This window comes from Chlorobaculum sp. 24CR, assembly GCF_004118635.1.
GTDB lineage: Bacteria > Bacteroidota > Chlorobiia > Chlorobiales > Chlorobiaceae > Chlorobaculum.
Window position 1 is genome coordinate 16,123 of the sequence record NZ_SDGU01000037.1, and the last position, 20,606, is coordinate 36,728.

16 protein-coding genes and 1 tRNA gene are annotated in these 20,606 nt (G+C 58.5%); 5 read left to right on the forward strand and 12 right to left on the reverse strand.

What is annotated here, in order from left to right:
• Window positions 1-36 precede the first annotated feature (36 nt).
• Both EST62_RS08375 and thiL read right to left on the reverse strand, forming a co-directional pair.
• Window positions 37-125 (reverse strand) — tRNA-Leu (locus EST62_RS08375).
• 131 nt (window positions 126-256) lie between these two features.
• A complete protein-coding gene (gene thiL / locus EST62_RS08380) occupies window positions 257-1,327 on the reverse strand; it encodes a thiamine-phosphate kinase (RefSeq protein ID WP_129051649.1) in 1,071 nt (356 codons plus the stop codon).
• A gap of 78 nt (window positions 1,328-1,405) precedes the next feature.
• On the opposite strand from thiL, the gene ftsY reads away from it, so the two are divergent.
• Complete coding sequence (gene ftsY, locus EST62_RS08385; protein ID WP_129051650.1) at window positions 1,406-2,371, forward strand: signal recognition particle-docking protein FtsY; 966 nt, start codon at window positions 1,406-1,408, stop codon at window positions 2,369-2,371.
• 37 nt (window positions 2,372-2,408) lie between these two features.
• Here the strand turns inward: ftsY and EST62_RS08390 are convergent, their stop codons facing one another.
• On the reverse strand, window positions 2,409-2,966 hold the full coding sequence (locus EST62_RS08390; RefSeq protein ID WP_245153555.1) for a DUF123 domain-containing protein: 558 nt from the start codon (window positions 2,964-2,966) through the stop codon (window positions 2,409-2,411).
• Window positions 2,967-3,065: 99 nt separating this feature from the next.
• On the opposite strand from EST62_RS08390, the gene EST62_RS08395 reads away from it, so the two are divergent.
• On the forward strand, window positions 3,066-3,728 hold the full coding sequence (locus tag EST62_RS08395; RefSeq protein WP_371414688.1) for a protein-L-isoaspartate(D-aspartate) O-methyltransferase: 663 nt from the start codon (window positions 3,066-3,068) through the stop codon (window positions 3,726-3,728).
• 25 nt (window positions 3,729-3,753) lie between these two features.
• Window positions 3,754-5,856 carry a peptidylprolyl isomerase gene (locus tag EST62_RS08400; RefSeq protein ID WP_129051652.1) on the forward strand — a complete coding sequence of 701 codons (2,103 nt, stop codon included), beginning with the start codon at window positions 3,754-3,756 and terminating at the stop codon, window positions 5,854-5,856.
• Between the two features lie 372 nt (window positions 5,857-6,228).
• On the opposite strand, the gene EST62_RS08405 is transcribed toward EST62_RS08400, so the two are convergent.
• The 9 genes from EST62_RS08405 to rfaE2 all read right to left on the reverse strand — a co-directional run bounded on the left by EST62_RS08405 (window position 6,229) and on the right by rfaE2 (window position 18,987).
• Window positions 6,229-6,852 (reverse strand): PEP-CTERM sorting domain-containing protein, encoded by a 624-nt coding sequence (locus EST62_RS08405; RefSeq protein WP_129051653.1) that lies wholly within the window; start codon window positions 6,850-6,852, stop codon window positions 6,229-6,231.
• 565 nt (window positions 6,853-7,417) lie between these two features.
• The gene (locus EST62_RS08410; protein ID WP_129051654.1) at window positions 7,418-8,035 is read right to left on the reverse strand and encodes a PEP-CTERM sorting domain-containing protein; all 618 of its coding nucleotides are present in this window, start codon (window positions 8,033-8,035) and stop codon (window positions 7,418-7,420) included.
• A gap of 164 nt (window positions 8,036-8,199) precedes the next feature.
• Complete coding sequence (locus EST62_RS08415; RefSeq protein ID WP_129051655.1) at window positions 8,200-8,463, reverse strand: hypothetical protein; 264 nt, start codon at window positions 8,461-8,463, stop codon at window positions 8,200-8,202.
• A gap of 109 nt (window positions 8,464-8,572) precedes the next feature.
• Complete coding sequence (ptsP, locus tag EST62_RS08420; RefSeq protein WP_129051656.1) at window positions 8,573-10,372, reverse strand: phosphoenolpyruvate--protein phosphotransferase; 1,800 nt, start codon at window positions 10,370-10,372, stop codon at window positions 8,573-8,575.
• Between the two features lie 11 nt (window positions 10,373-10,383).
• Complete coding sequence (gene dnaB, locus EST62_RS08425) at window positions 10,384-11,925, reverse strand: replicative DNA helicase (RefSeq protein WP_129051657.1); 1,542 nt, start codon at window positions 11,923-11,925, stop codon at window positions 10,384-10,386.
• 44 nt (window positions 11,926-11,969) lie between these two features.
• The gene (locus EST62_RS08430; RefSeq protein ID WP_129051658.1) at window positions 11,970-12,596 is read right to left on the reverse strand and encodes a uracil-DNA glycosylase family protein; all 627 of its coding nucleotides are present in this window, start codon (window positions 12,594-12,596) and stop codon (window positions 11,970-11,972) included.
• Window positions 12,597-12,615: 19 nt separating this feature from the next.
• Complete coding sequence (coaBC, locus tag EST62_RS08435) at window positions 12,616-13,836, reverse strand: bifunctional phosphopantothenoylcysteine decarboxylase/phosphopantothenate--cysteine ligase CoaBC (RefSeq protein ID WP_129051659.1); 1,221 nt, start codon at window positions 13,834-13,836, stop codon at window positions 12,616-12,618.
• A gap of 146 nt (window positions 13,837-13,982) precedes the next feature.
• Window positions 13,983-18,497, reverse strand: coding sequence for a translocation/assembly module TamB (locus EST62_RS08440; protein WP_129051660.1), 4,515 nt, complete (start codon window positions 18,495-18,497; stop codon window positions 13,983-13,985).
• Window positions 18,490-18,987 (reverse strand): D-glycero-beta-D-manno-heptose 1-phosphate adenylyltransferase, encoded by a 498-nt coding sequence (gene rfaE2, locus EST62_RS08445; protein WP_129051661.1) that lies wholly within the window; start codon window positions 18,985-18,987, stop codon window positions 18,490-18,492. Before rfaE2 ends, EST62_RS08440 begins: the two co-directional genes overlap by 8 nt.
• Here rfaE2 and EST62_RS08450 point away from each other — a divergent pair.
• A complete protein-coding gene (locus EST62_RS08450; RefSeq protein ID WP_129051662.1) occupies window positions 18,964-19,353 on the forward strand; it encodes a hypothetical protein in 390 nt (129 codons plus the stop codon). The genes rfaE2 and EST62_RS08450 overlap by 24 nt on opposite strands.
• 22 nt (window positions 19,354-19,375) lie before the next feature.
• A complete protein-coding gene (locus EST62_RS08455) occupies window positions 19,376-20,302 on the forward strand; it encodes a lysophospholipid acyltransferase family protein (RefSeq protein WP_129051663.1) in 927 nt (308 codons plus the stop codon).
• Window positions 20,303-20,606 lie beyond the last annotated feature (304 nt).

Here is a 20,606-nt window from a genome sequence, read left to right on the forward strand (position 1 = left end):
AGTCGAGGAAAAATGAAAGTGCTGCATGAGAGATTTTGGTGCCGAAGGCGGGAATCGAACCCGCACGTCCATTGCTGAACACGGGATTTTAAGTCCCGGGCGTCTACCAGTTCCGCCACTTCGGCATCCGTTCCGGTTGGAACTCGTTTAATGTACTATCTTTAACGGGAATACACAACTTTCCAGGACTGGATTGCCGCGTCGCGGTGCTCCTCGCAATGACCGCTTGCGGAGCCGCTTACCGTCCCGTCCGCCCTCACCCCGCGAAGTGGTCGAAGCCCGGCTTCATCTCCGCCATGTCGATGGTAATGCCGAAGATGTCTGTGAGCAACAAGCCCTCCTCCTTCTCCGTGATTTCGCCGATGACTGTGATGTCGCGGTGGGCGGCGACGAGGTCGTACTGCGACTTCGGCAGGGTGAAGAGGAGCTGGTAGTCCTCGCCGCCGGTGAGCGCCCAGTCGAAAGCGTCCTGCTGGAACTCTTCGGCTACGGCTCGCGCTTCGGCCAGCACAGGCAGCTTGCTTTCGTCGATCGTCGCCCCCACGCCGGAGCGGCGGCAGAGGTGGCCGAGATCGGCGACCAGGCCGTCCGAGATGTCGATCATCGCGGTTGGCACGATGCCCTCCTCGCTGAAAAAGTCGATGATGTCGATGCGCGCTTCCGGCAAGAGGTGGCTGCGGATCGCTTCGGCGTACTCCTGCAATTCGGCCATCACCTCCTTGTTATACGGCTCGTTGTTGCGCATCTGCTCGATCATTGTCGCCTTTTCGCGCTGCAACAGATGCAGCCCAGCGGTCGAGCCGCCAAGCGTGCCGGTGACGCAGATCAAATCACCCGGCGACGCGCCTTTGCGCAGCGCAAGCAGCTCCGGCGTTGTCGTTCCGGTCATCGAAACCGAGATGAAGAGGCCTGAGGCCGACGACGAGGTGTCGCCGCCCGCGATGGCGAGGCCGTACACCGAGGCGGCGTGTTCGATGCCGCGGTACAGCTCCTCGACCATTTCGACCGGCATCTTGGGCGGCACGGCAATCGAGATGAGCGCGTAGTCGGGCATGGCGTTCATGGCGCAAATGTCCGAGACGTTGACGCTGATCGCCTTGCTGCCGAGGTGGTGCAAGGGCGTGGTCAACAGGTCGAAATGGACGTGTTCGGCGAGCAGGTCGGTCGTGACCACCTGCACCACCGATTCGTCGATCCGCCACACCGCGCAGTCGTCGCCGATTCCCTCCAGCAGCTCCGGACGCTGCTTCGTAGATGGTGTGGTAATCTTTGCAAGCCGCTCGATGAGGCCGAATTCGCCGATCTCGGAAATAGGTTTGAATGCCATATATTTGCGTACATTGTGTTTTAGCTGGAATCCGTTCCGATCCCTTCGTCCGTAAACATACCCAATTTCTCATTTTCCATGGGCTTTTTTGACAAGTTAGGGCTGTCGCGCCTCAAGGAGGGGCTTACCAAAACCCGCGACACGCTCAAGGAGAAACTCGCGTTCGTCTCCAAAGGCAAGACCGAGGTGGACGACGAGTTCCTCGAAGAGCTGGAGAACATCCTCGTTGCCGCCGACGTTGGCGTCGAGACCACGCTCGACATCGTCGATGCAATCACCGAGCGCTCGAAGGGCAAAACCTACCGTTCGGAGGAGGAGCTGAACGAGATGGTGATGGAGGAGATTCGCAAGCTCCTCGTCGAATCGAGCCACGACCATCCGGTCGATTTCGACGTGCCGCTCTCGGCCAGGCCCTACGTCATCATGATCGTCGGCGTGAACGGCGCGGGCAAGACCACCAGCGTCGCAAAATTGGCGCACAACTACGACAAGGCGGGCAAAAAGGTGGTGATCGCCGCCGCCGACACCTTCCGCGCCGCCGCCTACGAGCAGCTCAAAATCTGGGCCGACCGCGCGGGAGTGCCGATCATCGGCCAGGGGCAGGGGGCCGACCCGGCCTCGGTGGTGTTCGACTCGGTCAGCTCGGCGGTCTCGAAGGGCACCGACGTGGTGCTGGTCGATACGGCGGGCCGACTGCACAACAAGAGCCACCTCATGGAGGAGCTGGCCAAGATCATGCGCGTGGCCAAGAAAAAGATTCCCGAAGCGCCGCACGAAGTCTTGCTCGTGCTCGACGGCACCACCGGCCAGAACGCCGTGCAGCAGGCCCGCGAGTTCACGAAGTTCGTCAACGTCACGGGCCTGGTCGTGACCAAGCTCGACGGTACCTCGAAAGGCGGCATCGTGCTCTCGATCTCCCGCGAGCTGAACCTGCCGGTCAAATACATCGGCGTCGGCGAAAAGATCGACGACTTGCAGCTTTTCGACCGTGCGAGCTTCGTCGAAGCCCTGCTTGAGAAGGAGAATGGTAAAGCGCAGGAGTAGGGGCTTTATCCTATAGGACTTATACGACCTATAAGTCCTATTTTTGGTGAGTAGCGAACACCTTTTCCAGCTCCGCTACCACCGCAGCACTTTCGCCGATCCTGAACAGGTGCGTGCCGGTGGTGGCGTCCTGCGCGCCGAGCCGGTCGGCTACCACCGAGGTTTCGGGCATTGCGGCGAGCAGCGCGGCGAGCTGCGGCTCCAGCCTCCTCTCTCCCGGAAAGAGGAACACGTGCCCGATTTCAGTTTCCTTTCGGTCGAGCAGGTAGTCGATGTGCCAGTGCAGTTTTTTATCCCTTTTACCGGCGGGCGGGCGGTATTCCCATGACATGAAAAGATCGAGCAGCGCCTGCCGAATGGCATGAGCGTCGCGACCTTCGCTTCTCGATGCGTGGCGCAACAGACGCGAGGCGAGCGGGAAGCGCCCCTTTGCGCCGCCGAGCGCCGAGCCGACGTAGAGGTAGCGGCCCGGCTTCAGTTCGAGCGGCTCCCCCTTGCGGAATTTGCCGAACGCTACCTCGATTCTGCGGTCAAGTTCGACCAGCAGAACGTAGCTGCCTTGTCGGGAATTCTGCCCGAAAATGGTATACTGCATTGGCCGGAATTGCATTATCTTTTGTCAGTGTGCAATAGTAGCGAATCTTATGCGGATTCCATGACGGCCTGCAGTCAGGAATCGCTCGGGACATACATGATGATGCAACAGGATGGCGACATGGCGCGGGCGCGCCTGGAGATGGCCGCGCAACTCGAACGGTACGGCATCGGCAATCCGGGAGTGCTCGAAGCGTTCCGGATGGTTAGGCGTCACCTGTTCGTCGATGCCGAAAGCAGGCCATACGCCTACAGCGACAACGCCATGCCTATCGGATTCGGCCAGACCATTTCGCAGCCCTACACGGTTGCGTACATGACCTCGCTGCTCGCCGAGCGTGTTCCGTCCGGCAAGGTGCTGGAGATCGGCACCGGATCGGGCTACCAGGCGGCGATTCTCGACGCGCTCGGCTATCGCGTCTATACCATCGAGCGCATCGCCGGGTTGTACGAAGCGGCGGGGCGCGTGCTCGATGCGCTGGGCCTGCCGGTTCACCGGCGGCTTGGCGACGGAACCCTCGGCTGGCCGGAGGAAGCGCCGTTCGACGGCATCATCGTCACCGCCGCCGCGCCTCACGAGCCGCATACGCTCATGAACCAGCTTGCCGATGGAGGCGTGCTCATTGTGCCGGTCGGCGATCTCAGCTCGCAGCAGATGACCGTGATCCGGCGCAGGGGCGATCGGTTCGAGCACGAGATTTTTCACAACTTTGCCTTTGTGCCGCTTTGCGGGCGTGAAGGCTGGACAGACAACAACGAATAACAGTCAAAGACAGAACAGACAAGTTATGGCACTAATGAGCAAGTTGAGGGACAAGACGCACATCGTGCTGTTTGTCCTGGTGGCAGCATTCGTGGGCCTTATCGTGTTCGAGTGGGGCATGAACTTCACCGGGCCGACCAAAAAGGCGGGCGCAGTCGGGAAGGTTAATGGCGAGGCGATTTCCACGAAGCAGTACGAGGCGCTGTACAACAACCTGGTCGCCGGTTTCCGGCAAAGCAATCCGGGCGCGGAAGTCACTTCAGGCCTCGACGCGAAGTTCCGCGAACAGGCCTGGAATTACGCTGTCGATCAGACGCTTCTGGCGCAGTTGCTCAAGAAGTATGGAATCAGCGCCACCGATCAGGAGGTGCTCGCCGCGGTCAACAGCACCGTCAACCCGCCAGCGATCATTCGCCAGAACTTCACCGATCCCGGAACCGGCCAGATCGACCGCGAGCTGCTTGAAAAGGCGCGCAGCGATCCGCAGGCCAAAGAGTTTTGGCTCAACGCTCAGGAGGTGGTCAAACGCGAACTCATGGTTAACAAGCTGCTTATGACGTTGAAAACCATGGTCGTCGTCACCGATCCCGAGCTTACCGAAGTGGTTCAGCGCCAGTTCACAACTTTTGCCGGTTCGTTCATACCGTTCCCGTACAGCTATGCGGGCGCTGAAAGCAACTTTCCGATCAAGGATGAAGAGGTCAAGGCGTGGTACGACGCTCACAAGGAGCAGTTCAAGGAGGATGCGGTACGCAGCGCTGAATTTGTGTTCTTCCCGCTGACCCCATCGGCGCAGGACAGCGTTCAGGTCAAAAAGGAGATCGACGGACTGATTCCTCAATTCGCCTCGGCGCAGAGCGACAGCGAGTTCGTCAAGATTCAGAGCGACATGCCGAACTCGGCGAAGGTCTCTCTTTCACGAGCCGATTTCTCGCCCGCCGCGGGCCAGGCGGTGTTCAGCTCGCCGAAACTCGCGCCCGGCCAGATTGTCGGCCCGATCGCCGACGAGGGATACTATCGCCTGCTTAAAATCAAGAGCATCACGACCGGCGAGCCGGTGGCGAGTGCTTCGCACATTTTGGTTCGCCTCAATCCGTCGGACAAGGCTGATGCCGCGCGTGTCATGGGGCTGCTCAAAAAGATTTCCGAAGAGCTGAGGAGCGGCGCTTCATTCGCCTCGCTGGCCGCCAAATATTCCGAGGATCCCGGCAGCGCCCGCAACGGCGGTTTCGTCGGATGGTTCACCAAAGATCGCATGGTGCCCCAGTTCGCGCAGGCGGTGTTTGCCGGACGCCCCGGCCAGATCGTCGGGCCGGTGCAGACCCAGTTCGGCCTGCACATCATCAAGATCGAAGGATTCGATAACCGACAGATTGTCGCCTCCGAGGTCGCACGGCAGATCAAGGCATCCACGCAGACCTCCGAAACGATCAAGCGTCAGGCCCAGGCTTTCCAGACCGAGGCAAAGTCGAAAGGCTTCAACGAAGCCGCCAAGACGCAAAAGCTCGATGTGGGCAAAACCGGCGATTTTTCGCGCCAGAGTCTGCTTGCCGTGCCGGGCATGGGCGAGGCCATTACCGGATTCGCGTTCAAGGCAAAAGAGGGTGACATTTCCGATGTGCTCGATGCCGAGAAGGGATTTGTGGTCACGAAGCTGCTGACGCAGAACGATAGCGGTTATCACCAGCTCGATGCCCAGCTCACGGCGATGATCAAAGCCGAGCTGGTGCGCGAAAAGCAGGGCGCGGCGCTGAAAGTGAAGCTGGTCGCTCTCTCGAAAAGCTCCGGTGGTTCGCTCGACGCGATTGCCGCGACGGACAAGTCTCTGCGCAAAGTCACCTCGAATGAAATCCGCTGGCGCGACGGCTTCATCGACGGTTACGGCGTCGATGCCCGACTCGTGGAGGCGATGGCGGGCATGAAGCCGAACGCGCTTTCGCAGCCGGTACAGACCAGCGGCGGCTATGCGCTCGTGGTGCTGACCAGCCGCCAGCTTGCGCCTGGCCTCGATCTTGCCGCCGAGAAGCAGAAGGTGCTGCCGCAACTCATGAAGGTCAGGCAGGAGCAGTTCCTCTCCGAATATCTGAACGCTTATCGCCGGAACTCCAAGATCGAGGATTTCAGGTAGCGCGTTCAGAACGCTCGCCAAAGCACAGCAAAAAGCCGCCCGGATTGCTTCCGGAGCGGCTTTTTTTATGGCATGACAGAGCCGGATTTGCCAAGTGTTCAAACGCTTTCGTGTCAAGGTTCTGGATGGAGCGTGGCGGGCGGATGTTTCTGATGCGCCGGACAAGGAAAGAGCTTTTACGAAAGATGCTTATCGAGGCTCGTTGGCTCGTAAGCAACGTGGTTTAAGGGGAGCGTGGATGTGGAATTTGAATCGGGCAGGGCGAAGCGCGGCGGGCTTGAATTGCTGGAGCATCTTGTCGTGCGGGCATAAAAGCAGAAACCTCCTGGCGTTCAGGAGGTTTCTGCTTTTCAGATGTATCGAACAATCAGATCAGACTCCGGCAGGGGACTCTTCTTTCGAGTTCAGCTTTCTGAAACCGAAAAGAAACGCTCCACCGATGCCAAGCAGCGCGACGCTGGCCGGTTCTGGAACGGCTTGTACCTGCATACCATTCAATTGGCCTGTTCCTGTATAACTAATTACTCCTGGCGTTGACGTAGTGACCAAGTATTTTTCCCAATTATAGTTGGTACCACCTATTAATGATGTCCCGGTGGTTTCATATGTCACACCAGTACCCGACAAGCCAAAAGTGCTTGTATCAGTAGTAGAATATACATAAACCTCATAGGCGGTATCAGAACCCAGATCGCTTAAGGTGAATGTTTCATTACCTGATATATAGCCAGTAAGATTGCTCCCTGTTGAAGAAGCACCATCAAAAGAAAACGCTACATTTGAGTAAACGGGAGGGTATCCTGTACTAAACAACTGTCCGGCACTATCACCTGTATAGTAATTCCAGTAATCTCCCGTAGATCCAATCTCTCCCTCCCCAAAAAAAGCTTTAGTTGCTCCAAAATTGATGTCCCAGATTGTTGAAGCCGCCGTTGCCGGTTTGCTCAGTGCTGACATTGACAGCAGCACCAACCCCAGCGTGATTAGTTTTTTCATGATTGCCTCGCGGTTTTTTTAAAAGTGTTTTAGTAGATAAAGCAATTTTAGCGAATCAGTACTACACAGACAGTTCTGTTGCCAGAACCAGAGTGCCAGCGGATAACCTGCTATGAAGGGGTACGGTTTTGCTCTTGTACTGACGAACTGTTTGCCGCGCCTTTTAAAAAAGATAAAGCTCCAGTAATTTTTCCGCAGGCTTTACATCTCAAAGTAAATAAATCGAGAGGCTTCAACAAGGATTTATAGTGCAATTTCATCTATATTTGTGAAAAAAGAAGGGGTAGATGTATTGTTTGTTAAGGTATTTAAATACTGTTATTTGTCGGTTAAATACACGGTCAGGATTGCTGTATCGTTACTGTCAGCGTATCGTGTAAGTGCATATATATATATGTTTCTTGGGAGCTGTTTTCTGGATTTTTTTTATCGAAGGCTATCGTTTGGCAAAAAAGATTTGCTTTTGAGAAGGCCAGGAGTCTCTTGCCCGGCGCACTAACCTGAAAAGCAGAACCCCTTCCGGAGCTCAGAAGGGGTTCTTTTTTATCGGATGGAAACGATGCGATCAGACTCCGGCAGGAGACTCTTCTTTCGAGTTCAGCTTTCTGAAGCCGAAAAGGAACGCGCCTCCGACGCCAAGCAGCGCAACGCTGGCCGGCTCAGGCACGGGCGTGGGAGAGTTCGTCGTGATAGTTATTGCATCCATGCCCGCCTGATAAGGATTCGCGCTCAGAATCATGGACTTTGCTGTGCCGAATCCTGAAAAGCTCATCTCTTCGAAATCGGTTAACGATCCGGTAATGTCAGCGTATGCCAATATGTCACCAGTACCGTTATCTCCGGACATGATCAATATCTGCGCTTGAGGTGTGACGCTACCCCCAAAGCCACTGTATGATGCGGCAGCAGCACCGGCGGTTAATGTCAATGCAGTAAAGCCATCATTAACCTGCATTACCTGGTATCCTGCCTTTGTGCCAACAGCAATATTCGGTTCCGAGGTGTTGCCAATACCATCTGCCGAAAAGGTGGTAAATCCTGTAAAAGATATGCCTTCAGTGCTATAAGCAGTACCCACCGAAACGCCTGTTGACAAAGTATCAAAGTTAAGGTTAACGATGTCTGCCCTGGCTATACCAGGAAGGGTTACAAGCATCAAGCCAAGCGTGATTAATTTTTTCATGGTTACGTCGCGGTTTTTTTTGAAGAGTTTTCGTTGATAAAGCAATTTTAGCGAAACAGTGCATCACAGACAGTTCTGTTTTCAGAACCGGACTGCCAGCGGATAACCTGCTATGAAGGGGTACGGTTTTGCTCTTGTACTGACGAACTGTTTACCGCGCCGTTTTAAATAGATAAAGCTTTCGTAAAATTTCCGCAGGATTTGCCGTTAAAAGTACTGAAATCGAAACGCTTCAGCAAGGATTTATAGTGAAATTGTATGTATATTTGTTGGAAAAAGCGCGTGGCGATGCTATCAGCTAAAATATTTAGATAGAATAATTTATAGGTATATTTTTCTCTAAGTGTTGCTGCTGCATTGCGTATGCCGCGTTGCTGGAGTACCTCTATATATAGATATCTTAGCGGCGGGGTTGTGGGGAGTTTCATTGATGGTCTGTTTTGGCGCTCCGGGATGAGCGCCGCTTGTGTGCAGGCTATCGGTCAGTTGGGGGTGCGGAGTCTGAAACCGGGCAGGCAGGAGCCGTTCGCCGCCTGCTCAGTGCGCTTTGACGAACGCTTCGAGGCGGGCTTTGATTGTCGATGAACTGGAGAGTTTGAGGCATTCGGCGGCGAGCGCTTCGCACTCCTCGACCGTGTATTTGCCAACCGCCGCCTTGAGCGCCGGAATGTCGGAGCTGACGATGCTGAACTCCCGGAGTCCGCACCCGATGAGGTAGGGTGTTGCCAGGGAATCCGAACCCATGTCGCCGCAGAGCGAGACCCGGCAGCGGTTTCTTTGCGCTGTCGTAATGACGCGGTGGAGCTGGCGGATGATGGCCGGGTGGAACTTCTCGAACAGATCTTGCACGATCAGGTTGTTGCGGTCAACGGCGAGGGTATATTGGGTCAGGTCGTTGGTGCCGATGCTGACGAAATCGACGATCCGGCTGATTTCGTCGATCAGCTCGACTGCCGCCGGAAGCTCGATCATCGCCCCGATGCCCGGCTTTTCGAGCGGCTCGCTGGAGAGTGTGTTGAGGTGTTTGTGGTGCTTCCCGATCGCTTGCTTGATGTGCATGATCTCCTCGACTGACGAAATCATGGGGATCAGCACGTCGATATTGCCGTGACTGTTGGCCTTGATGACCGCCTGGAGCTGGGTGTCGAGAATTTCCGGAACATCGATCAGAATCCTGACGCCTCGCCAGCCGAGGTTCGGGTTCGGCTCCTTGACGGGCGAGTAGATCAGCTTGTCGCCTCCGATGTCGAACAGGCGGATGACCAGCGGTTTCGGCGTGAGCATCTCGGCCATCTCCTGGTAGTACTCCTGCTGCGCAGCCTCTTTGGGGGGCTTGAGGTCGTCGAGAAAGAGGTTCTCGGTGCGGAACAGCCCGACCCCCTCGGCGCCCATCGAATCCAGATGTTCGATCTCCTCCTTGAAATCGATGTTCGAGCAGACCGATATTCTTGCCCCGCACCGGGTGAAGGCGTGGCGGTGGGCCATGATCGAGTCGTCGGCCTCGCGCTTGTTCTCCTCCTCCCGCTTTCGGAGATACCTGTTGATGGTTTCATCCTGCGGATCGGCAATGACCACGCCTTCGTTGCCGTCGAGAATGATGCGTTTTCCCGAAACTGCCTTCTGCGAAAAGTTGCCCAGGCCGACTACGATCGGGATGTTGAGCGATTTGCAGATCAGCGAGATGTGCGAGGTTTTGCCGCCGGTGTCGGTGGCGAAGCCCTTGATGTTGCTGCGGCTGAAGAGAATGATGTCCGCAGGCGAGAGGTGGTGCGACACCACAATGGAGCCTTCGGGCACCCAGGAGTGCAGCTTGCGGATATGCAGGTTCCGGATGATGCGGTCCTTGATGTCGTGCAGGTCGGCGGCCCGTTCGCGGAAAATGATGTCGTCGGAGTTGATGAAGCTGTCGAGGTATTTGTCGAACTCCTGTTCGATGACCTGGTGCGCGGGCCTGATCTCCGCGCGGATGCGGCGGGTGATGGCGTCGATCAGCACCGGGTCTTCGAGCAGCATGATCTGCGCCTGGAACAGGTCGGAGTAGAAGCGCCCGATCTTGCGCGTTGTCACCCGTTCGATCTTTTTCAGCTCCTTTTCCGAGCGGCTCAGGGCGGTCATGAAGCGCTCGACCTCCTCCTCGATATTCCCGGCGCAGAGTTCGGCGGTTTCGTGCTCGATGGTCTCCTTGATGAATTTGTAGGTCTCGCCAATGGCGAACCCTTTCGCACTGCCGATGCCTCGATACCGGCGCTCCTTGCCTGACGTGGCGGGGTGATCGCTGGAGTTTGTGCGTGAGTCCGGCGCGTCGCCGGAGGGTATCGGTGCTTTTTTGTAAACCATGACCAGCGGGGCTAAAAGGGTGCGGCGTCAGAATTGTTGATGAAACTGTCCATATCGATCGGCGGCGGTTCGGGCAGGGACGGCGGTTCCGGGAAGCCTCCCGCTCGCGAGGGTTCGGGCTGCTCGTGCCCGGAATCCGCGGCGGTCAGGTAGCTGTTGGCCGTTGACTGGAAGCGTCCGTAGTTTTTCAGGAAGAGCAGCCTGAGCGTACCTATCGGGCCGTTTCGCTGTTTGCCGATGACCACCTCGGCGATGTCTTTGGTCGAGGAGCCATCCTCGAAATTTTTGGTGCCGTACATCTCCGGCCTCGACAGGAACATGACCATGTCGGCGTCCTGCTCGATGGAGCCGGATTCGCGCAAGTCGCTGAGCTGGGGGCGGCGGTCGCCGGTGCGCTGCTCGACCGAGCGGTTGAGCTGCGCCAGGGCGATCACCGGAATGTTCAGCTCTTTGGCCAGCGCCTTGAGCGAGCGCGAAATCTGCGCGATCTCCTGCTCACGGTTCGAGCGCCCGTCCCTGACCGGCGTGACGAGCTGGAGGTAGTCAACCACCACCATGCCGATGCCGTGCTCCTGCTTCATGCGGCGAGTCTTGGCGGAGAGCTCCATGATCGAGATGCCGGGCGTGTCGTCGATGAAGAGTTTGGCGTCGGCCAGGGCGTCCATGCTGTTGATGATCTTGTTCATCATCTCCGGCGAAATCTGGCCGCGCCGCACGAGCTGCGACTCGACGTAGGCCTCGGCGCACATCAGCCTGAGCGCGAGCTGGATTTCCGCCATTTCGAGGCTGAAGAAGAGCACCGGCGTGTTGAAGTTCACCGCTGCGTTGCGCGCCAGTGCCAGCGCGAAGGCGGTTTTACCGGCGGACGGACGGGCGGCTATGATAATCATGTCCGACGGCTGGAAGCCCGCAGTATATTCGTCGAGTTCCGAAAAGCCCGATCCGATGCCCGTGACCGAGGAGTGGGAGGAGCCGAGATTCTCGATCATCCTGGTCGCCGTCTTGAGCAGCTCCTTGATGCTGGTCGCCTTCTTTTTGACGCCCGCCTGCGAAATGTTGAAGAACTGCTGCGAGGCATTCTCGACCAGGTCGAAGATGTCCATCGAGGTGTTGTAGGCCGCGCTCGAAATGTGCGACGAAATCGAGATCAGCCGCCGGTAGAGAAACTTCTCCTTGGCCAGCCGGGCGTAGAACTCGATGTTGGCCGAGCTGATTACCTTGCCGGAAAGCTCGCCGAGGTAGGCTCTGCCGCCGATGTTCTCCAGCTCACCGACGCGCGACAGCTCCTCGCTCACCGTGATGAGGTCGATGGCCTGGCGCTTCTGGTAGAGCTGCATCATCGCTTTGTAGATGATCTGGTGGCGCTTCTCGTAAAAGACTGCTTCGCCGTTGTCGCCGAAAATCTGGATCACCTGTTCGATCGGATCCTCTTCGAGCAGGATGCAGGCGAGCACCTCTTGCTCGACCTCGATCGAGTAAGGCGGCACACGGCTCTCCTTGCTGAAGTCGATGTCACGGCTGAGATCGATTTGCGGTTCGCGTGATGGCTTCATTCCTTTTTTCTATCCTCGTCCTTCCATAGTTTCATAGTATCCGGTCAGCCGTTCGGGCAGACCTTGTCGTAATGCGCCCGGAGCAGTTGCACGTCCTCCCAACAGAGGCGCTTCCAGTTCGGATTCCTGAGCAGCGCCGCCGGGTGGTAGGTCACGAAGCAATCAAATCCGTTCCAGCCGATGAGCTTGCCGCGCATCGAACCCATCGATTGCGTGTTGGCGAGCATGGTGTTGGCCGCCACCCGTCCGAGCAGGAGCAGCACCTTCGGATTGATGATTTCGAGCTGCTGCATGAGCCACGGCTTGCAGCAGTCGATTTCGTCAGCGAGCGGATTGCGGTTCTGTGGCGGTCGGCACTTGATGATGTTGCCGATATAAACGTCCTTGCGCTCGAAGCCGATGGCCAGCAGAATCTTGTCGAGCAACTGGCCCGAGCGGCCTACGAAGGGGCGGCCCTGCGCATCCTCTTCCGCTCCCGGAGCCTCACCTATAACGAACAGGCGCGCTTCGGGATTCCCTTCGCCGAACACCACGCTGTTGCGCGTTTCCGCCAGGCGGCACTGCCGACATTCGAGGCTCATCCGGCGCAGATCGCCGAGACCCTCCGCCGGAGATTTTTGCCGGTCGGGAGCTTCCGGAACGGGATCGAAAAGGGATTCCTGCGTTATCATGAAACGTTGAGCTTTGAAATTAACGGGGCAGGATGGTTTCGACCGCGTCGAGCAGCTTTGCGGCGGCCTTCTCCTTGCCGAGCAGCGGCAGTTCGGTGACGCTGCCGTCGCGAGCGAGCAGGGTCAGCGCGTTGGTATCGACCTCGAAGCCGGAGGTGCGGCCATCGTAGATGTTGAAAGCAACCAGGTCGAGCTTCTTGTCCGTCAGCTTTTTTCGGGCGTAGTCGATACCGCCCGCCGTCTCCAGCGCGAAGCCGACGGCGATCTGGCCGGGTTTGCGTCCGTTGGCGAACCCGGCGAGAATATCGGGATTTCTGACGAGGCGAATCTCCATCGCGGCTTCGTTCTTCTTGATCTTGCCCTCGGCCGGCGCTTCGGGACGGTAGTCGGCTACGGCGGCAGCTCCGATGAAGAGGTCGCACTCGCCGAAGAGCGGTCGGGCCGCCGCGAGCATCTGTTCGGCGCTCTCGACGTCGATGCGCTCCACGCCGGGCGGCGTCGGCAGATTGACCGGGCCGGTCACGAGGCGCACGGTCGCGCCGCGCCGGGCTGCTTCAGCGGCGATGGCGAAGCCCATTTTGCCGGAGGAGTAGTTCGAGAGAAAGCGCACGTCGTCGATCTTCTCCCGTGTCGGCCCGGCGGTGACCACCACCGTTTTGCCGCAAAGCGGCGATGGTTCCGGCACGGCGAGCATCTTTGTCAAAGTCTCGAAGATCGTCTCCGGTTCCGGCATCCGCCCCAGGCCGCACTGGCCGGAAGCGAGCGAGCCGCTTTCGGGTTCCATGACGAGGCAGCCCTGTTCTGTCAGCACTGCGAGGTTGCGCTGCACCGAGGGGGAGTCGTACATGTGGCCGTCCATCGCCGGGGCAATCAGCACCGGTTTGCCGGGGCGGAGGGTGAGGAAGCAGAGCGAGAGCATGTCCTCGCACAGACCGGTGGCGAGCCGCGCGAGCGTGTTGGCCGTCGCGGGGGCGATGACCAGGGCGTCGGCCCATTCGCCGAGCGAGATGTGCATCGTCCGCTCGCATTCGTGCCCCGCATCCGCCGAGAAAATATCGGTCAGCACCGCTCGCCTGGAGACGGTCGAGAGCGAGAGTTCGCTGACGAACTTCAGCGCCGATTCGGTCGCGAGCACCTGCACCTCAGCGCCCGACTTCTTCAGAAGCCTGACCAGATGCGGCGTTTTATAAGCGGCGATGCCGCCGGAGATGCCGAGAAGAATGTTCCTGCCAGTCAGCACGGTTCAGTAATAGATCGATGGTTCAGGCTCTGTGGCGTTCCGCCGTTTATCCCAGCCTCCGGGGTGTAATTCCGGCAACGGATCGGGAGTTCGGAATGGGCGAAAACAATCTTTAAAGGTATGAAAAATAATGAGTATAGGAAGCCTCACTCTTTTTTGGCCTTCTCCTTTTCCTTCTTTTTCTCGCCGAACAGCTTATTCCAGAACTGGTTCCAGGTGTGGAACTTTTCGCGGTACGAGACGCTGACGCCCCAGTTTTCGGTCGGCTTTTGCAGGTTGGTGTAGGTGGCGTCGTTTGTGGTCATGCCGTAGGAGCGGAACGCTTCGACATAGACTTTCGGCGTGACCCGGTATTCGATCTTCTGCGACGAACCGTTGTAGTAGTTCGTTGTGGTGCTGCTGCCCGCGACGGGCGTGGTGTTGGTGCCGACAAACCTCACCTTGCCGCCGGTACCCGGCACGAGCATGGCGTAGGAGAGTTCCAGGCCGCTGAGGTTGCCGTTCGCGCCAGCGCCGAGGTTGACGTTGAAGCTCTCCAGCCCGGCCAGATTCTGCACGATGCTGGAGACCTGCGAGGAGAGCAGGCCGGTGCCCGCGGAGATGCCGACGCTCGATACGGGACTGACCCCTCTCGAACCCTGCCGTTCCGGATTGAGGTACCACTGCCGTGAAAAGAGCATCGAGATGACGTTCAGGTCGGCGTTCGGATCGATGTGGCTCGCCTGGCGTCCGATCATGCTCGACGAGGAGTATGGCTGCGTATCGTCGTTCAGGTAGTAGCCCATGCGCACATCCGGCTTTTCGATGGTGCCGCTGACGGCGATGAGCAGCCGGACGTTGTCGCGCTCGCCGGTCTCGGCGTCGGTGGCGGTCACCTGCTTGCCGCCATAGATGTCGATCAGGCGGCCCTCCCTGATCTCTTCGTTATTCCACGCTACCCGGCCACTGTTTTCGAGGTCGAAACTCGTGTTTGAAAAGGCGTATTTGCCGCCGGTTATATCGATCGAACCGAACAGGCTGAATCGCTGTCCTGATTTGTTGACCACGAGCGAAAGGTTGTTCATCGACGCTTCGATCCGTTCGCCCCTGATTCGGTCGAAAATCATGGCGCCTCTGATCGGCGCGCTGTTCGAGAGCCTGAGATTTTTGATTTGCAGGATGTCGAGCAGGTTGTAGTGAAACTCCAGTTTTTCGGGCGGCGCGGCGGCTTCAGCCGGTTTCGGCGCGGGGCGGCGCGGCACGAAGGTGATGAATTTTTCAACGCCGATGTATTTGGCGCTTTCGCTCGATCCCTTGCGGTAGAGGCTGAAGTTGGTCGAGGTCAGCCTGAGATCGCCCTCGGCGACGGGGGCGGTCAGTTCGCCGTAGAAGCGGAGGTTGCCGGTCGTGCCGCGGATGGTGCCGAAGGAGGTGTCGTCCTTCATGTCCTTTTTGTTGTAGAGCAAGAGGTTTCTGAACGCGCCGTTGAGGTTGACCGTAACGGGCTTCAGGCCGTCGAGGCCGATCATGCCGCTGATCGTGCCGACGCCATCCCCGGAGTCCCTGAACTCGATGCGGCCAAAGTCGATGCGCGACGGCGTACCGGAAATCTGGCCGTTGACCTGGTAGATGACCTGTGTCGGCGCGATCCGGATCCGGGTATCCCGGAGCCGCGTGGTCAGGAATATCTCCGGTTTCGGCATCCGTCCGGTGATGCGCAGGTCGGTTGGAATGATCCCTTCGGCGTAATCGAAGATCGGGACGATGTAGGTGACGAGAGCGGCTGACAGATCGTCCGAGTGCATGGTGGCGTTGATCGGGCGGTTATCGGCAATCCTGACCTCGAATGGCGAGTAGTTCAGCACCAAGGGAATCGATCCGGAACCCTTGATGGTGTTGACCGGCGCGGCTGTGGTGGTTCCGGCCAGGGTTGCCGTGCCACGGCTTTCGTAATCGAAGCGCAGTTGCTCTCCGGCGTGACGCGCCGTCAGACGCATCGCGCCGATCTTCAGTTCATCCCAACTCACGTTGGAACCTCGCAGATCGAGATCGCTCGTCTTCGCGCCGGGCGCGCCGCTGACCGTGAAGGTGGCGTTAACGGAGCCGCTCATCGGCTTGAGCGCGGGGTCGAGCAGGAAAAATTTCGCTTCAGCCAGGCTGATGCCGGAGAGTGTACCCCGGAAAGCGCCCGGCACGGCGTTGCTGAGCAGACCGTCGAGTTGGAGCGACTGCGCGCCCTTCGCGAACCTGACGCTGTTGAAGCGCAGACTATTCTTTGCCACATCGAGGGTGCCGCCGGGCGCGGTTTGCCAGACGCCCGCCGGAGTGGTGAGCGCGATGCGGTCGATGGAGACGCTGGCGACGTTGCCGGAGCGCCGGGCAGTGAAGGCCGCGCTCAGCTTTTCCGAAAAGAGGGGCATGAAGAGATCGAGCGAGGTGGTGAGGCGGCCAGCGTCGAACGACGAATTCAGGCGCAGGCTTTTCAGCTCCCTGTTGAAGAGCTTGATCGCGCCCGCCGTCCCGGAGAGGCGAGCTGTCTCGACGCCCGCCGCCGTGCATTGCATCGATCCGGTCATTGCGGTGTCGCCAACCTCGAACGACGGGCCGTTGGAGAGCGTGGTGCTGGAAAGAGTCGCGTCCAGCGAGAGGCGGCTTCCCGAAAAGGCGGCCTTGCCGGAGGCGGAGCCTTTGAAGCGGAACTCCTTTGCCGGAAGCAGTGGCTTGAGCGGCGTGAGGTCGCGCACGACAAGCTTGTAGCTGAAGGCCCAGGGCGACGGCCCGCGCGGAAGCGCAATGGCGGCGTTGCCGCCGCTCTCCCTGGCGATGCAGGCCGACGCCATTGTCAGGGCTTCGATCATCCGGGCCATCGAGGCGGAGCCTTGCACGGAGAGGTCGAACGCCTCGTTCTCCAGCGACACAGCCGAGGACCCGGCGCTTTGCACGATGCTGGCCGAAATCGCCGAGCGCTCCCTGAAGCGGAAGTCGCTGAACGACGAGGGCTCCAGCACGATGCTGGCCTTGAGGTTCAGCGAGGCGGGATCGACGCCACGGCCCTTCAGATCGAACCGGCCATTCAGATCGCTCCGGTAATCCTGAAGGCCGGTGGCTCTGGAGAGATCGAGTTTTCTGACCGTCCCTCCCGCATTGTACGACGGCGCGGGGGTTGAGAAGTCGATGAGGCCCGCCATGACGATGCTGCCGCCGTCCGGGCTTTTGAGGTCGGTCGAGAGGTCGAGTATTTTGCCCTTCAGGTCGAGCGTGACCGAGCCGGATGAAATGGTCTGTTGCTGCCAGAACGCGCTCGTGACGGAGGTTTCGAGATGGGCGCTACCGACGCCGCCTGCGCCGAAAACGCCGCTGAACGAGCCTGAGCCGGTAAAGCCGCTTTTAACCTTTTCGATACCAAGGAGGCGGTGCAGTTCGGTTTTTTCGAGCGCGAAGGTTCCGTTAACCTGATAGCTTCCTTCAGCCAGGCGTTTCGTTTCAAACCCGGTCGAGCCGCTGCCAATGGCGGTTTTGAAATCCAGATCGGTCATCCACTGGTTGAGCCGCCCGCGCAACAGGCCGCTGAAGTTCACGCCGTTGGCATCCCTGGCGAGTTTGCCGTAGCGCTCTTCGGCGAGCATCCGGGCGATGAACTCCGCAGAGAGCGCCGATTTGCCGATTTGCAGGTTGAACGAGACGCTTTCCGGGTCGAGGAGGTTGAGCACTTCGCCCTGAAACGCGAGGTGGCTGCCGTCGAGTCCGATGTTTGTCGGCAGGATTTGAAGGTCGCCGAGGGTGCCCTTCGCGTCGCCCTTGATCTGATACATGCCGGAGGGGAGCGTCGGAGGAACAGGGATGACGCGGTTCAGTTCGGCGGTGTCGAGGTTCAGTGATTCGACATGGATGAATGTGCGCTTGTTGAGCAGGCTCTTTTTCGAGATGCCGGAGAAGATGTCGAGTCCATCGACGGAGACCGATAGCTGCGCGCGGCTTTTGGCGGTTTCGAGGTCGAGGCCGAGCACGTCGCTGCGCACCGATGAAAAGGCGAGCGAGCCGGAACCCTTCCGGAGCGTCAGGCCGCGATCGGGCATGGTGAACTGCATCTGTTTGATCGTGCCCATGAATTCGTACTTGGCCACGAACACCTTCGACATTTCGAGCTGGAGCTTTTGCAGCCGGTAGGCGGGCGCGTTAGCCGGTTTCCACGACAACGCGCTGTTTCTGACTGCGAGCCGCCGGGCGCGGAACTTGCCGATAGCGAGTACTTCCGGTTCTTCGGGATGCTTGCGGGTGAAGATTTTGCCGATGTTGAGCTGCCCGCCAGGATACTCCTCGATGCTTGCCTGTGCGCCGTCAACATCGACCTTCCCGAACGAGAGCAGGGTGATTTTCGGTTTGAGCAGCGAAAGGAAATTGAAGCGTATGCTGATGCTGTCCGCTCGGGCCGCCGGTTGCGTCGAGCCTTCCTCGAAGATGCCGGGGCCGACGATGGTGACCTGGTCGGGGAAGCGCAACCGAACCTCCCTGAGTTCGAGCCGCCCGCGGTACTCGTTGTTGAAGAGCGCCATGAGCTGCTTTTTGGCGAACAGATCCACCATGCCGCTGTTGAGTACCAGGGCGGCGGCGATGACGAGCATGATGACGATGGCCGAAGCGGCGGTCATCACGAAAAAGCTGAATTTCCTGACTTTATCCACCGGTCTGTTTTGGGCAATGAAGTTGAATGATGGTCTCGATGATGCCGGTCGTCGAGCGGCCTTCGAGGAGCGGCACGGTCAAAACGGATCCTCCATGCTCGATGACGGCTCCGGCTCCTGCGATCTTTTCGACCGGCCAGTCGGCCCCCTTGACCAGAATATCCGGCAGCACCATGCCGATGAGCGCTTCGGGCGTATCGTCGTCGAAGAGCGTGACGGCATCGACCGCCCCGAGCGCCGAGAGCACCTCGGCCCGGTCGAGCTCCGGAGCCACCGGGCGCTTCGGCCCTTTGAGTCGCTTGACCGATGCGTCGCTGTTCAGGCCGACGACGAGCCGGTCGCCCAACTCGCGGGCGGCGGCGAGGTAGCGCACGTGCCCGGCGTGGAGAATGTCGAAACAGCCGTTGGTGAAGACGACCCTCTCCCCGTCGGCCTGCCAGTCGCGGACCTTCAGGAGCATTTCGTCATGGGAGCACAGCTTGGTTGGCATGTCGGTCAAAGTGAAATCATTACGTTCAGTGGATACTGCTTTTATATAATAAATATAATGCGGGAAGCCGTTCGCCAACAGCCCGAAAAAATCGCAATAGGCGCAATGCGCGCTTCCGCTGGCGCGCGGCCGTGGCGGAAGCTGTCCGAAAAGCGACTGGCGCAGCAGGCAACTCCTATTCAATCTGACGGTATGACGGGGAACTTCCTGTTTTCTTCTATCGCTTCGTTTTGTACTTTCAGGATGGTTTTTTTGCTCGGGCGCGTCTCTGGTCGGGCAACGCCGAGGCGCGATAGCGTTCCGGCAAAGCTCGCCGGAGAGCCGGGCGCGTTGAAAAACGGATCAGATTCAGCAGAGCATTTATGAACTTGAATGAGGTGCGATTCTCATGAGCTTTGACGGAAAAAGGCTCAAAAAAATCATCAGGGAGCGATCGGAAAAGGTATCCCAGAGCTTGACGTTCGAGGCGCTCAATCTTTTCGGCCTGGTGGTGCGGAAGCTGAACCGCCAACAGGCCCGGCGGCTGGGCGCGTTCGTCGGCGATTTCCTGCACCGCATTCTCGGTCTCCGGCGCGCGCTCGTTTACCGCAACCTTAGTCTCACGTTTCCCGAAAAATCACCGGAGGAAATCCGCCGTATCGCAACGGCCATGTACCGGAACGTTGCCTCGACCTTTCTTGAAGTCATGCGTCTGCCGCTGATCCGGACCCGGGAGGATGCTGCTGCTCTGGTCGATATCGAAGGCGACGCTGCGTTCAGGGCGTGGCAGCGCTCCGGTGAGACTGGCGCGGTGTTTATCTCGGCCCATTATGGCAACTGGGAGCTGATGGCGATGGCTTTCGGCCTGATGATCCATCCCGTCACCATTATCGTCAAACGGCTGCGCAACCGGGTGATCGACACAAAGATGAACGAGTACCGCACGATGCGAGGGAACCGTATCGTTTACCCGGCCCAGTCGGTCAGGGAGGGGTTGCGGCTTTTGCAGAAGGGCGGGACGCTGGCCATTCTCGGCGACCAGTCCGATCCGGACGAAGCAAATTTCGACGAGTTCCTCGGACGGCGAGCCACCATTCTGCACGGCGCGGCGTTCTTTGCATTGCGAGCGAAAGTGCCGATGTTCATGCCCATCTGCACCAGCAATGGCGATGGCCGGTACACCATCACCGTCAGCACGATCGACACCTCCGATCTGACGTTCAACAAGGAGGATATCGCCACGCTCGCCGTTCGCTACACCAGAGCCATCGAAGCCGAGATTCGCCGCCGTCCCGAAGAGTGGTTCTGGCTGCACAACCGCTGGAAGCGGGGATGAGGCGTCTTTTCGTGTGTACGACTTGTTTGTAGCAACATTTCCTCTTTTCCCCATAAACTTCTGAATGAGATAACTCCAAAAAAAGCAAGAAATCAAGTTTCTTATTGACTTTCCCGCCCTCTACAAATACCCGCTTTGACCAGAACAATTTTGCTCCTCGCACGCTGATTTTTCAGTGCCAGTGACCTGCCCCCGTTTACAAGACCACTGAAGTGGACCCCAGCCGTCAGACAGAATCGGGTCGAGTTTAAGCTGGTAACTCGCCGTTGTTTCATGCAGCTGATTGCTGCTGTGTAACCTCTGA